This window comes from Hylemonella gracilis str. Niagara R (assembly GCF_000600295.1).
GTDB classification, from domain to species: Bacteria; Pseudomonadota; Gammaproteobacteria; order Burkholderiales; family Burkholderiaceae_C; genus Hylemonella; species Hylemonella gracilis_A.
On sequence record NZ_JEMG01000001.1, the window covers coordinates 2,487,285 to 2,501,034 of the forward strand.

A 13,750-nucleotide genomic window follows, 5' to 3' on the forward strand; every position below is an offset into this window, starting at 1 on the left:
AACGATCCATCAACTAACTGAACAAGCGGCGGGCCGCAGCCGAACCGGCGGGCAAACCATGTGCTTCCAGCGCGTCGTGCAGGGCCTCCAGCTCCGCGCCGATGCGGTCCAGGTCTTCCTCCCCCAGTTGACGGCCTGCGTCGTCGCCCAGGCGTCCGTCCATCTGCTGGGCCAGGCTGGTGGCCACGGCGCGCAGGCGCTCGTACGGGCGCTCGACACGCGGCACCTGGGGCACGTCCAGGCTGAGCGTGACCTCGCGGATCGCGGTCATGGACGGATCGGCCGAGGTGGCAGCCTGTGGGTCGTAATGCAGTGTGAGCACGCCCTGGTGGGCCAGGCCCGCCGCGAGGTGGGGCGGGTGCGCGGTGGCGACCGGTGACGAGGGGGCCACGCGCGGCAGCACCATGCGCCCCGGTAGCACGCCGTCCACGAAACCCAGTCGGCTGGCCAACTGCTGCACATAACCCGCGCTCCAGGCCGTGCGGCTGGCGCGCAGAGTCACGTTCAGCTGCGCGTCATGCGCCTGGGCAAAGGCATCCAGTTCACGCGCGCGGGCCACGGCCTCGAGCATGTCAGGCAGCTCGGCCGCGCCGCCCAGGGCATCGGCCAGGGCCTGGGTCTTGAGCACGAACTCGGAATACTCCAACTCGTTCAAGGCGCCCGCGCGATTGGCCAGTTGCACGCCGGTCTGCAGCAGGCTGTATTGCAGGCCAGGCTGGGGTATCTCCCAGACCCCGTCCTCGCCTTGGGCTTCGACTGAAAACAGCTTGCTGCCCACACGGCGCGTCGCGGGCAGGTTGTGCAACACGGCGTCGCCCGAGATGGGCAATTCCAGCTCGATGGTCGCCAGCACGTCGATCAACGGGTCCAGGTGATTCTGCTGGGGGCGCCGTTCGGAGCCCGACGCCACACCGCTGCTGCGTGCGCCGACGGGAACGGCCCCTACGATGTCGGCGTCGGACTCAGGATCGGTGTCTCCGGGAGACAGGTGCACACGCGCCGTCAACGGTTGGCCCGCGTAGGGCGTGATGGATGCTGCGGGCGTGGCCTGCGCACCTTGGGCGTAGGGCACATGGGTGCGTGCGGCAAAAGACCAGCGTTCCCCCTCCGGCTCGGCCTGGCGTGGCCGGCCGCGCCGCGCGGTCCACCAACCGTGCGCCAGCACCCCCGCCAGCACCAGCAGGCCGGCAACCAGCAGGCCCAGCTGCAATGCGCTCATACCTCGGCCATCGACACGGCCGCTTCCATGTCCACGGCCACGATGCGGGACACGCCCTGCTCCTGCATGGTCACGCCGATCAGCTGCTCGGCCATCTCCATCGCGATCTTGTTGTGACTGATGAAGAGGAACTGCGTGCTCTTGCTCATGCTGCCCACCAGGCGCGCGTAACGCTCGGTGTTGGCGTCGTCCAGCGGCGCGTCCACCTCGTCCAGCAGGCAGAAAGGCGCGGGGTTGAGCTGGAAGATGGCGAACACCAGGGCGATGGCCGTCAGCGCCTTCTCGCCACCCGAGAGCAGGTGGATGGTCTGGTTCTTCTTGCCCGGCGGCTGGGCCATGACCTGCACGCCGGAGTCGAGGATTTCCTCGCCCGTCATGATGAGCTTGGCTTGGCCACCGCCGAACAGCTCAGGGAACATCTTGCCGAAGTGCTCGTTGACGGTCTTGAAGGTGTCGCCCAGCAGGTCGCGCGTCTCGGCGTCGATCTTGCGGATGGCGGACTCCAGCGTGTTCATGGCGTCGTTCAGGTCGGCCGACTGCGCGTCCAGGAACTGCTTGCGCTCGCGCGCCGTCGCCAATTCCTCCAGCGCCGCGAGGTTGACCGCGCCCAGCGCGGCGATCTCGCGGTTCAGGCGCTCGATCTCGCCCTGCAGGCCGCCCTCGCCACCACGCAGGCGCACCTTGCCCTCCTCGATGGAGCGTGCCACGGCGTCCAGGTCGGCCTGGGCCTCGGTCAGCTGCTGGGTGTATTGCTCCAGGCCCAGGCGCGCGGCCTGTTCCTTGAGCTGCAAATCGGTGATGCGGGCGCGCAACGGCTCCAGCTCGCGTTCGAGCTTGACGCGGCGCTCGTCGCTGGCGCGCAGCTTGAGCGTGAGGTCGTCGTACTCGCTGCGCTTGGCAGCCAGCTGCTGCTCGCGCTCGGTCTTGAGCGCCAGCGCGCCTTGCAGGCCCGCCTGGGCGGCGGCGTCGGTCGCGCGGGTCAGTTCTTCATTGAGACGCTGCTCCTCGCTGGCGATGGCGGCGGACTGCTGCTCGGCGGTCTCGATGGCGCGGGCCAGCTCGGCCTTGCGCGCGTCCAGCGAACGCAGCGCGAAGGTGGCTTCCTGGGCTTGGCGCTCCAGCGCGCGCAGCTGCTCACGGCTGGCGGCCAGTTTGCGCTCGGCCTCCAGCGCGCGTTCGTCCAGCTGGGCCTGGCGTTCCTGGCTGTCGGCCAGGCGCATGTCCAGCTCTTCGAAGCGCGCCTCGGCGGCCATGCGGCGCTCCTGCAGGTCTTCCAGCAAGGCATCCACCTCGGCCATATCACCTTGCAGTTGTTCATTGCGGGCGCGGGTCTGCTCGGCCAGCTGGGTCAGACGCAGGGTCTCGACCTGCACCTCGTGGGCGCGGGCCTGGGCCTCGTCGGCCTCGCGGCGCACGGCCACCAAGCGCTGCGCGGCGTCGGCGTAGGCCGCCTCGGCGCGCACCAGCGCACTCTTGGCCTCCTCGCTGATCAGCGCCTGAGCACGCACCTGCTTTTCAAGGCTCTCGATTTCCTGGGCCCGGGCCAGCAGGCCGGCCTGTTCATTGTCCTGCGCGTAGAAGCTCACGCTGTGGCGGCCGAGGGCGTGGCCACTCTTCACATAGATGGCCTCGCCCGCCGCGAGCATTTCACGCTGGCCCTGCGCCTCTTCCCAGCTCTGCGCCACGTAGCAGCCCTGCAGCCAGTCGCCCAGCACGGCCTTGAGGCCCGCGTCGCCCACGCGCAGCAGGCTGGCCAGCCGGGGCAGGCTCACCTTGCCGCTGGCAGGCGGCTCGGCACCGGCCGCGGGTGCGCTGTAGAAGGCCAGCTTGGTCGGGGGCGCGTCCGCCGCGAAGGACTTGAGCATCTCCAGCCGGCTGATGGGCAGCGCGGCCATGCGCTCGCGCAGCGCGGCTTCGAGGGCATGCTCCCAGCCCTGCTCGATGTGCAATTGCGTCCACAGCGCCTGCAGGCCGTCCAGCCCGTGCTTGGCCAGCCAGGGCTGCAGCTTGCCGTCGGTCTTGACCTTGTCCTGCAAGGCCTTGAGCGCCTCCAGCCGGGCGGACAAATCGGCCTGCCGGGCGCTTTCGGTGTTGGCGGCGCGTTGCTTCTCCTGGCGCTCACTGTCCAGCTGGGGCGTGCGCTCCTGCAACTCGTGCAGGCGGGCCTGGGCTTCCTCGGCGGCTTCGCGGGTCTGGCTGTTCTGGGTTTGCAGCGCCTGCAACTTGGCTTCGTCGGGCGCGGCCAGGGCCTTCTTGTCGGTGTCCAGGCGCTCGCGGCGCTGTTGCAGCTGGCGCGTCTGCTCTTCGATGCCGCGCTGCTCGGCCGCCAGCACCTGGATCTGCTGCTGCACCTCGTGCACGCTGCTCTTTTGTTCGTTGGCGCGCTGCTGGGCCTGGCGCAGCGCGTCTTCCAACTCCGGCAAAGCGGCGGACTGTTCTTCCAGCTGAGCGGCCAGTTCGACGTTCTTTTCCTCGCCGGTCGAGGCCAGCTCGGCCAGGCGCTCGATTTCAGCCAAGGCATCACCCTTGCGCTCGCCCCACTGGCTGTTCTGCTCCTTCAGCGCCTTCAGCCGTTCCTGCGCGCGCTGGCGGCCCTCGACCACGAAGCGGATCTCGGCCTCCAGCCGGCCCACCTCGGCGCCCGCCTCGTAGACCTTGCCCTGAGCCTGGTTGACCTGATCGCCCGCCGCGTAATGCGCCTGGCGTATGGTCTCCAGCTCGGCCTCGATGTGGCGCAGATCGGCGACGCGCGCCTCCAAGTCGATGACGGCACGCTCGCCCTCGGCGTGGATGCGCTTCTGCTCGGCCTCAGCCTCGGCACGGCGCAGGAACCAGAGCTGGTGCTGCTTGAGACTGGCTTCGGCCTGCAGGGCCTTGTACTTCTGCGCCACCTCGGCCTGGTGCTCCAGCTTGTCGAGGTTGGCGTTCAGCTCGCGCAGGATGTCCTCCACCCGGGTCAGGTTCTCGCGCGTGTCGGACAGGCGGTTTTCCGTCTCGCGGCGGCGCTCCTTGTACTTGGAGACGCCCGCAGCCTCCTCCAGGAACAGGCGCAGTTCCTCCGGTTTGGATTCGATAATGCGGCTGATGGTGCCCTGGCCGATGATGGCGTAGGCGCGCGGCCCCAGGCCCGTGCCCAGGAACACGTCCTGCACGTCGCGGCGGCGCACGGGCTGGTTGTTGATGTAGTAGCTGCTGGTGCCGTCGCGCGTCAGCACGCGCTTGACGGCGATCTCGGCGTACTGGCTCCACTGCCCGCCCGCGCGGTGGTCGGCGTTGTCGAACACCAGCTCCACGCTGGCGCGGCTGGCCGCCTTGCGGCTCGTCGTGCCGTTGAAGATCACGTCCTGCATGGACTCGCCGCGCAGCTCCGAAGCGCGGCTCTCGCCCAGCACCCAGCGCACCGCATCCATGATGTTGGACTTGCCGCAGCCATTGGGCCCGACCACGCCCACCAGCCGCCCCGGTAACATGAAGTTGGTCGGCTCGGCGAAGGACTTGAAACCGGAAAGCTTGATGGAATTGAGGCGCACGGCGGGATCCGGGATGTCTGGGGGAAAGACGATGTCAGGGGAAAACGGGAAATCATAACTTCCCGCTCCCCGGAAACCTCCCCAGATCTGCGTCCGGGATAATTTGCGCATGAACCCCCTGCTCCAGAAGCTGCAGCCCTACCCTTTCGAGCGGCTGCGCAAGCTCTTTGAAGGCGTCACGCCCAACCCCGCCTACCGGCCCATCAGCCTCGGCATCGGTGAACCCAAGCACCCGACGCCGGACTTCATCAAGCAGACGCTGAACAGCGCCCTGTATGACCCGGTGAATGACCTGGCCGCCTACCCGCCCACGGCCGGCACGCCCAAGCTGCGCGCGGCCTTCACGGACTGGCTGAAACAACGCTACGGACTGGAACTTGACCCAGCTACCCAGGTGTTGCCGGTGAACGGATCACGCGAGGCCTTGTTCGCGTTCGCACAGACGGTGATCGATCCAAACAAGCAGGATGGTCAAGGCAACGGACCGGTCGTCGTGTGTCCCAACCCCTTCTACCAAATCTACGAAGGCGCGGCCCTGCTGGCCGGTGCCAAGCCGTACTTCGCACCCAGCGACCCAAAACGCAATTTCGCGGTGGACTGGGACAGCGTGCCGGATGCGGTGTGGCAACGCACACAACTGCTTTACGTCTGTTCGCCCGGCAACCCCACGGGCGCGGTGATGCCGCTGGACGAGTGGAAGAAGCTGTTTGACTTGAGCGACCGGCATGGCTTCGTGATCGCCTCGGACGAGTGCTACAGCGAGATCTATTTTCGTGACGAGCCGCCGCTGGGCGGGCTGGAAGCCGCCGCCAAGCTGGGCCGCGGCTTCGAACGCCTGGTGGCCTTCACCAGTCTGTCCAAGCGCAGCAATGCGCCGGGCCTGCGCAGCGGCTTCGTCATGGGGGATGCAGCGCTGCTCAAGGCCTTTCTGCTCTACCGCACCTACCACGGCAGCGCCATGGCCCCGCCCACCCAGGCGGCCAGCATTGCGGCCTGGGGCGACGAAGCGCACGTGGTCGCCAACCGCGAGCAGTACCGCGCCAAGTTCGCCCGGGTCACGCCCATCCTGGCCGAGGCGCTGGACGTGGCCTTGCCCGACGCGGGCTTTTACCTCTGGGCTGGCGTGCGCGGCGTCTGCAGCGGCGATGACGCAGCCTTCGCGCGGGAACTGCTGGCTCAATACAATGTCACGGTTTTGCCCGGCAGCTATTTGGCGCGCGAGGCCAACCAGTTCAATCCTGGCCGGGGTCGCATCCGCATGGCCCTCGTCGCCGAAACGGCGGAGTGCGAGGAAGCCGCCCGGCGCATCGTCCAGTTCGTTCAATCCCACAGCCAATAACCAGCACAACACCGACACCATGAGCCAGCAACTGCAACAGACCATTGAAGCCGCCTGGGAAGACCGCGCCAAGCTCTCGCCCAAGTCCGCCCCGCAGGACATCGCCGACGCGGTGGATTCCGTCATCGCCCAGCTCAACAACGGCACGCTGCGCGTGGCCACGCGCGAATCGGTGGGCAAGTGGACGGTGCACCAATGGGTGAAGAAGGCCGTGCTGCTGTCCTTCCGCCTCAAGGACAACGAACTCGTGCGCGCCGGTGATCTGGGCTTTTACGACAAGGTGCCCACCAAGTTCGCGGACCTCTCGGCCCAGGAGATGGCCGCCACTGGCGTGCGAGTCGTCCCCCCGGCCGTGGCTCGGCGCGGCAGCTACATCGCCAAGGGCGCGATCCTGATGCCCAGCTACGTGAATATCGGCGCCTATGTCGACGAGGGCACCATGGTCGACACCTGGGCCACCGTGGGCAGCTGCGCCCAGGTCGGCAAGAACGTGCACCTGTCCGGCGGCGTGGGCCTGGGGGGCGTGCTGGAGCCGCTGCAGGCCAACCCGACCATCATCGAGGACAACTGCTTCATCGGCGCGCGCAGCGAGATCGTCGAGGGCGTGATCGTTGAAGAGAACTCGGTCATCAGCATGGGCGTGTACATCGGCCAGAGCACAAAGATCTACGACCGTGCCACCGGCCAGATCCACCAGGGCCGCGTGCCCGCAGGGTCCGTCGTCGTGGCGGGCAACCTGCCCAGCGCCGACGGCAAGTACAGCCTGTACGCGGCCATCATCGTCAAGAAGGTGGACGCCAAGACACGTTCCACCACCAGCCTGAATGACTTGCTGCGTGACTGAAGCTCGCTTTTGCCAATGACCACGACGCTGCAGCTCGCCGAGCAACTGATCGCCCGCCCCTCCGTCACGCCGGAGGACGGCGGCTGCCAGGGCTTGATCGCCGGGCGACTGGCGCCGTTGGGCTTTCAGAACGAGACGCTGACCTTCGGGCCAGAGGAATTTCGCGTCACCAACCTCTGGTCTGTGCGCCCTTCCCCCGCCGCGCCGGACGCGCTCACGTCCCTGCCCACCCTGGTCTTCGCGGGCCACACCGACGTGGTGCCCACCGGCCCGGTGGCGCTGTGGAGCCAAGACCCGTTCACACCCACGCACCGGGACGGCAAACTCTATGGACGCGGCGCGGCCGACATGAAGACCTCGATCGCAGCCTTCGTGGTCGCGGCGGAGGAATTCGTCGCGGCCCACCCGCAGGCACCGCTGAACCTCGCCTTGCTGCTGACCAGTGATGAGGAAGGCCCGGCGGTGGACGGCACGGTCAAAGTCTGCGAGGCGCTGCAGGCGCGCGGCGTGCGGCTGGACTACTGCATCGTCGGTGAACCGACCTCCGTGAAACAGACCGGCGACATGATCAAGAATGGCCGGCGCGGCACCATGAGCGGCAAGCTCACGGTCAAGGGCGTGCAGGGCCACATCGCCTACCCGCAGCTCGCGCGTAATCCCATCCACCTGTTCGCGCCCGCGCTGGCCGAGCTGGCGGCCATGGAATGGGACCGGGGCAATGACTACTTCCAGCCCACGAGTTGGCAGGTCAGCAACATCCATGGCGGCACCGGCGCCACCAACGTCATTCCGGGCGCACTGGTGGTGGACTTCAACTTCCGCTTCAGCACCGAGTCCACGCCCGAAAGCCTGCAGCAGCGCGTGACCGGCGTGCTCAACAAATACGGGCTCGAATACGAACTGCTCTGGACGGTGGGCGGCCTGCCCTTCCTCACGCCCGTGGGCACGCTGGTGGGCGCGGTGCAGGCGGCGATCCGCGAGGAGACCGGTATCACGACCGAACTCTCCACCACGGGCGGCACCAGCGACGGGCGCTTCATTGCCAAGGTCTGCCCGCAGGTGATCGAGCTGGGCCCGACCAACGCCACCATCCACAAGATCGACGAACACATTCCCGTGGCCGACATCGAGCCGCTGAAGAACATCTACCGGCGCACGATGGAGAAGCTGGCCCAAGAGAAGCTGGCCGCGCAATGACGCTGGCCGACCTCATTGCCGAGGCCTCCGCCCGTCTCGCTGCGGCGCAGCAGGCAGGCCAGCTCGCTTTTGGCCACGGCACCACGAATGCACAGGACGAAGCCGCCTGGCTGATCCTCTGGAAGCTGGGCCTGCCGCTGGACTGTGACCTGGACACCGAGAGTGCTCGCGCGGTCACGGCAGCCGAAGCACAGGGCGCGCTGGCGCTGATCGACGAACGCATCACCTCCCGCAAACCCGCCGCCTACCTCACGCGCGAAGCCTGGTTGCAGGGTCTGCCCTTTTACGTGGATGAACGCACGATCGTGCCGCGCAGCTTCATCGCCGAACTGATCACCGACGCCGACGGGCAAGGCACGCTGGATGCCTGGCTGAACGAGAACACCAGCAACGTGCTCGACCTCTGCACCGGCAACGGCAGCCTGGCGGTGCTGGCAGCACTGGCCTGGCCCGAGGTGCGGGTGGATGGCGCGGACATCTCGGCCGATGCGCTGGCCGTGGCGCGGATCAATGTCGAGAAGCACGGCCTGGAGGATCGGGTCCGGCTGCTGCAATCCGACGGCCTCGCGGCCGTGCGCGGCCCTTACGACCTCATCCTCTGCAACCCGCCCTACGTCAACGCACGCAGCATGGCAATGCTGCCAGCCGAGTACAGGGCCGAGCCGATGCTGGCCCTGTCCGGCAACACCGAGGGCGGCAGCGACGGCATGGATTTCATCCGCCGTCTGCTCAGTCCGGACGGCGCACTCGCGCACATGAGCGCACACGCCGTGCTGGTGCTTGAGATCGGCAACGAGCGCGAACACTACGAAGCCGCCTTCCCTGCCCTGGCCGAGCACACGGTCTGGCTCGACACCAGCGCGGGCGCGGACCAGGTGCTGCTGTTGACGCGCGAGGCGCTGAGCGAGGCTCCGCTCCGATAATCCTCGCCCGACCCCCGCTCTGTCAGAGGGCTGCGTGCCTTCGACCAGCTTGGGACAGGCCAAGTTCGCCCGAACGTTTGCTTTCATGATCACCCTCAAGAACATCACCCTGCGCCGCGGCGCCAAAGTCATCCTCGACGGCGCCTCGGCCACCATCAACCCCAGCGAAAAAGTCGGACTGGTGGGCCGCAACGGCGCAGGCAAGTCCACCCTGTTCGCGCTGCTCAATGGCGGCCTGCACGAAGACAGCGGGGACTTCAACATCCCCGCCCAATGGCGCATGGCCCAGGTCGCGCAGGACATGCCCGAGACGAGTGAGAGCGCCACGGACTTCGTGCTCGCAGGCGACACGGCCCTGGCCGCGGCCCACGCGGAAGTCGCCGCCGCCGAAGCCAGCGAGGACGGTGAGCGCATGGCGCATGCCTACATGGCGCTGCAGGACGTGGGTGCGCACGACGCGCCCGCGCGCGCGCAGGCCCTCATCCTCGGCCTGGGTTTCCAGACCACCGAGCTGGACCGACCCGTCAACAGCTTCTCGGGCGGCTGGCGCATGCGTCTGCAGTTGGCGCGCGCCTTGATGGCCCCCAGCGACCTACTGCTGCTGGATGAACCGACCAACCACTTGGACCTGGACGCCCTGGTCTGGCTCGAAGCCTGGTTGCAGCGCTACGCTGGCACCCTGCTCGTGATCAGCCATGACCGCGAGTTCCTGGACGCCGTCACGACCGTGACCCTGCACATCGAGGGCGCGCAGCTCAAGCGCTACGGCGGCAACTACAGCCGCTTCGAGGACATGCGCGCCGAACAGCTCGCGCTGCAACAGGCCAGCTACGCCAAGCAGCAAGAGAAGATCGCCCACCTGCAAAAGTTCATCGACCGCTTCAAGGCCAAGGCGAGCAAGGCCAAGCAGGCGCAGAGCCGCGTCAAGGCGCTGGAACGCATGGAAAAGATCGGCCCAGTGCTGGCCGAGGCCGACTTCACCTTCGAATTCAAGGAGCCGGCCAACCTGCCCAACCCCATGCTGACGCTGCAAGGCGTGAGCTGCGGCTACCCGGGCGCGGAGTCGGACGACGCGCCCATCACCATCGTGCGCAACGTCGGCAAGTCCGTACTGGCGGGGCAGCGCATCGGCATCCTGGGCGCCAACGGCCAGGGCAAGTCCACCCTGGTCAAGACCATCGCGGGTGACCTGCAGCCGATCGCGGGCGACATCGTCCAGGGCAAGGGCCTGTCCATCGGCTATTTCGCCCAGCAGGAGCTGGACGTGCTGCAACTGGACGACACCCCGCTGGACCACATGATTCGCCTCGCCCGCGACACCACGCAGGCCGGACGCCTGAGCGGTCAGAGCACGCGCGAGCAGGATTTGCGCAGCTACCTGGGTGGCTTCAACTTCACGGGCGATCAGGTCAAACAGGCCGTGGGCAGCATGAGCGGCGGCGAGAAGGCCCGACTGGTGTTGGCCCTGCTGGTCTGGCAGCGGCCCAATCTGCTGCTGCTCGATGAGCCGACCAACCACCTGGACCTGGCCACACGCGAAGCGCTCTCCGTCGCGCTCAACGAGTTCGAAGGTGCGCTGATGCTGGTCAGCCACGACCGTGCCCTGCTGCGCGCCGTGTGCGACGAATTCTGGCTGGTCACGCGCGGCGGTGTGTTGCCTTTCGATGGTGACCTGGACGACTACCAGCGCTACCTGCTGGAGGAAGCCAAGCGCCAGCGCGAGGCAATCAAGGCCGGCGCATTGAATCCGCCCGCCGCCGCGACACCGTCCACCAAGGCTGCCGCCGTCCCGCAAGCCCAGGCCGCGACGAGTGCGAGCACAGCCGCCAAGCCCGCCGCCCGCGAGAACAACCGCACCCGCCAGATGCGCAAGGAGCTGGAGCAATGCGAAGCGCGCATGGCCGCGCTGGCTGAGGAAAGACAGGGCATCGAAACGCGCCTTGGCGCGAACCCGCCGCTGGAGGAAATCCAAAGGCTGAGCGCGCGCATGGCCGCGCTGCAAGCCGAACTGGACGACGTGGAGGCGCGCTGGCTGGAGTTGGGCAACGCGCTCGAAACAATTTCTTGATCCAGGCGAGCACGCCAAAAATTCCGTGGCATAATCTGAGGCTTCGGGCTCTTAGCTCAGTTGGTAGAGCAGCGGACTCTTAATCCGTAGGTCGAGTGTTCGAGTCACTCAGGGCCCACCAAAAACGAAAAGCCGGGCAGATTCACCATCTGCCCGGCTTTTTCCTTTGTCCCGAGCCAGTCGATGTCATCCGCAGCGTCGATGGGGCCTCGATGGAGTCACGATGACGAATCAGGCGACGCACTCAACGCCCATGTCCAACATCCTGAACATCTCCACCTACAAGTTCGTGCCCCTGCCGGACGCCGCCGAGCTGCGCGAGCGCCTGAAGGCCCGCGCCGAGGCGCTGGGCCTCAAGGGCACGGTGCTGCTGGCCGAGGAAGGCATCAACCTCTTCGTGGCGGGCACCGAGGCCGCGGTGCGCGACTTCATCGCGACCCTGCACGCAGACGCACGACTGGCCGATCTGGCGCCCAAGGAAAGCTGGTCGGACCACCAGCCCTTTCGCAAGCTGGTGGTCAAGCACAAGCGCGAGATCATCCGCATGAACCACCCCACCATCCGTCCCGCCGAGGGCCGCGCCCCCGCCGTGACGCCGCTGACGGTGAAACGTTGGCTGGACCAGGGCCATGACGACGAGGGACGGCCTGTGGTGACGCTGGACACGCGCAACGCGTTCGAGGTTCAGCACGGCGCCTTCGAGGGCGCCATCGATTGGCGCATTCGCAAGTTCTCGGAGTTCCCCGCCGCCGTGCAAGCGCACAAGGCCGAGCTGGAGGGCAAGACGGTCATCAGCTACTGCACCGGTGGCATCCGCTGCGAGAAAGCCGCCATCTACATGCAGGAGGCCGGGCTGAGCCACGTCTACCAGATCGAGGGCGGCATCCTCAAGTACTTCGAGGAAGCGGGCGGCGCGCACTACCAGGGCAACTGCTTTGTCTTCGACGAGCGAATTTCCCTGAGTCCGGACCTGACTCCCCTGCCGCCCGGCACCCCACACCCGTCCATCGACCGCGACACCAGCGGGGACTGACAGTGCCCGCTTGGCCCTGTGTCACGGACGGCGCAGGGCCGAGCGCGTACCGCTAACAACCGCGCCGCCAGCCCCGATCAAGCCGGATTGAACTTGCGCAGGGGCAGTGGTATGTGTTCCGTCTCGCCCGGCACTTGGCCCATGCGCTGCGCTTCCCAGTCCTCACAGGCCTGGACGATGCGTTCCTTGCGCGTGGACACGAAGTTCCAGTACATGAAGCGGCGGCCGTCCAGCGGCGCGCCGCCGATGACGACAAAACGCGAGGGCCGCTCGCCGGCCTTGATGCGCACCGAGCCTCCACCCGCACCCACCTCCTGATTGGGCAGCACGGCCATCTGGCGCTGGCCAACCTCAACCTGGGCACCGTCTGGGCAGTCCAGCAGCAAGGGCTGGTCCACGGCATAGATGGCGCGTTCCTCATAGAGGGGCGGCAACTCGAAAATGCCACCCTCGGGCAGCTTCACGTCCAGATAAAGCGTGGGCATGAACACCTGCACGGGCGACTTCACGCCAAAGGCCTCGCCGATCAGCACGCGCACGGAATGCCCGTCCGCCTGGATCTCGGGAATCGCGCTCGCGGGCGTGTGCGCGAAGCTGGGCGCCGCCTCCTCGTGCGCGCGCGGCAGGGCCGCCCAGAGCTGCAGGCCATGCACGCCATAGGTGGCGTCCACCAGGTCGTCGGGTTTGCGTTCGGAATGCACGATGCCGCGTCCGGCGGTCATCCAGTTGATGGCCCCAGGCTCGATGCGCTGCATCGAACCCACGCTGTCGCGGTGCATCTGCGCACCCTCGAAGAGGTAGGTCACCGTCGCCAGGCCTATGTGCGGATGGGGGCGCACGTCGTGCTCACGCCCCGGCGTTTCAGTGACCGGCCCCATGTGGTCAAAGAAGAGGAAGGGGCCGACGGATTGGCGCTGCGCCGAGGGCAGCACACGCGACACGGTGAAACCGCCGCCGAGGTCTTTTTCATGGCCCGAGAGAACCAGCACGGATGAAGTCATGGTCTTTACTCCTGAATGGCGCGGCGATGCGCGGGGAACCGGGCCCGACACGCATCCACCGCCACGAGAAAAAACGGCCGGATCACCCGGCCGTTTTCCGCGAGCACGATGCCGGGGTTCAGCCTCGGCTGCCGTCGAAGCTCAGGCGGCCAGGGCCGAATGCGGCGAAGGCCAGCAGACCGCCCGCGATGGCCATGTTCTTGAAGAACTGAATTTGCTGCATATTGCCCGGATCCACCAGCATGTTCCAGAAGTTGTGGAAGAAGAAGCCAGCCACCACGGTGAAGATCGCGAGGATGAATGCACTCCAGCGCGTCTTGAAGCCCACCAGCAGCGCCAGACCGAGCACCACTTCGACGAAGATGGCCACGGCGGCGCCCGCGTAACCCATGAACTGGGGCAGGTGCATGGTGGACGACACATACCCGGCCACGCCCGAGAAGCTGCTGATCTTGTTGATGCCGGCCGGCACGAACAGCAGCGCGAGCAGGATGCGGCCGATCAGGGTGAGCGGCGCCTGGAGTTGATTGAACATGATGTGGTCCTCGATGGTTTGTTGGGGTTCAGGCCAGCGCTTCTGACGTTCGTGCCTGGTG

10 protein-coding genes and 1 tRNA gene are annotated in these 13,750 nt (G+C 67.1%); 7 read left to right on the plus strand and 4 right to left on the minus strand.

Annotated features, from left to right (window positions below):
* Positions 1-13 precede the first annotated feature (13 nt).
* Entirely contained in the window at positions 14-1,219 is a 1,206-nt protein-coding gene (locus tag AZ34_RS11410; protein WP_035608142.1) for a cell division protein ZipA C-terminal FtsZ-binding domain-containing protein, read from the minus strand.
* A complete protein-coding gene (gene smc / locus AZ34_RS11415) occupies positions 1,216-4,749 on the minus strand; it encodes a chromosome segregation protein SMC (RefSeq protein ID WP_035608143.1) in 3,534 nt (1,177 codons plus the stop codon). Before smc ends, AZ34_RS11410 begins: the two co-directional genes overlap by 4 nt.
* Before the next feature lie 109 nt (positions 4,750-4,858).
* Between smc and dapC the strand changes: the two genes are divergently transcribed.
* The 7 genes from dapC to AZ34_RS11450 all read left to right on the plus strand — a co-directional run bounded on the left by dapC (position 4,859) and on the right by AZ34_RS11450 (position 12,153).
* Positions 4,859-6,088 carry a succinyldiaminopimelate transaminase gene (dapC, locus tag AZ34_RS11420; RefSeq protein WP_035608145.1) on the plus strand — a complete coding sequence of 410 codons (1,230 nt, stop codon included), beginning with the start codon at positions 4,859-4,861 and terminating at the stop codon, positions 6,086-6,088.
* 19 nt (positions 6,089-6,107) lie between these two features.
* Positions 6,108-6,932 (plus strand): 2,3,4,5-tetrahydropyridine-2,6-dicarboxylate N-succinyltransferase, encoded by an 825-nt coding sequence (gene dapD, locus AZ34_RS11425; protein WP_035608147.1) that lies wholly within the window; start codon positions 6,108-6,110, stop codon positions 6,930-6,932.
* A 15-nt stretch (positions 6,933-6,947) separates the two neighbouring features.
* Positions 6,948-8,129: a succinyl-diaminopimelate desuccinylase gene (gene dapE / locus AZ34_RS11430; RefSeq protein WP_035608148.1), complete on the plus strand. Its 1,182-nt coding sequence runs from the start codon at positions 6,948-6,950 to the stop codon at positions 8,127-8,129.
* Entirely contained in the window at positions 8,126-9,052 is a 927-nt protein-coding gene (gene prmB / locus AZ34_RS11435) for a 50S ribosomal protein L3 N(5)-glutamine methyltransferase (protein WP_035608149.1), read from the plus strand. Before dapE ends, prmB begins: the two co-directional genes overlap by 4 nt.
* Positions 9,053-9,137: 85 nt before the next feature.
* Positions 9,138-11,120 (plus strand): ABC-F family ATP-binding cassette domain-containing protein, encoded by a 1,983-nt coding sequence (locus AZ34_RS11440; protein ID WP_035608150.1) that lies wholly within the window; start codon positions 9,138-9,140, stop codon positions 11,118-11,120.
* Between the two features lie 45 nt (positions 11,121-11,165).
* Positions 11,166-11,241 (plus strand) — tRNA-Lys (locus tag AZ34_RS11445).
* 132 nt (positions 11,242-11,373) lie between these two features.
* Complete coding sequence (locus AZ34_RS11450; RefSeq protein WP_035608151.1) at positions 11,374-12,153, plus strand: sulfurtransferase; 780 nt, start codon at positions 11,374-11,376, stop codon at positions 12,151-12,153.
* 77 nt (positions 12,154-12,230) lie between these two features.
* Here the strand turns inward: AZ34_RS11450 and AZ34_RS11455 are convergent, their stop codons facing one another.
* On the minus strand, positions 12,231-13,154 hold the full coding sequence (locus tag AZ34_RS11455) for a pirin family protein (protein ID WP_035608152.1): 924 nt from the start codon (positions 13,152-13,154) through the stop codon (positions 12,231-12,233).
* A 118-nt stretch (positions 13,155-13,272) separates the two neighbouring features.
* Complete coding sequence (locus AZ34_RS11460; protein ID WP_035608153.1) at positions 13,273-13,689, minus strand: DoxX family protein; 417 nt, start codon at positions 13,687-13,689, stop codon at positions 13,273-13,275.
* Between the last annotated feature and the right edge of the window lie 61 nt (positions 13,690-13,750).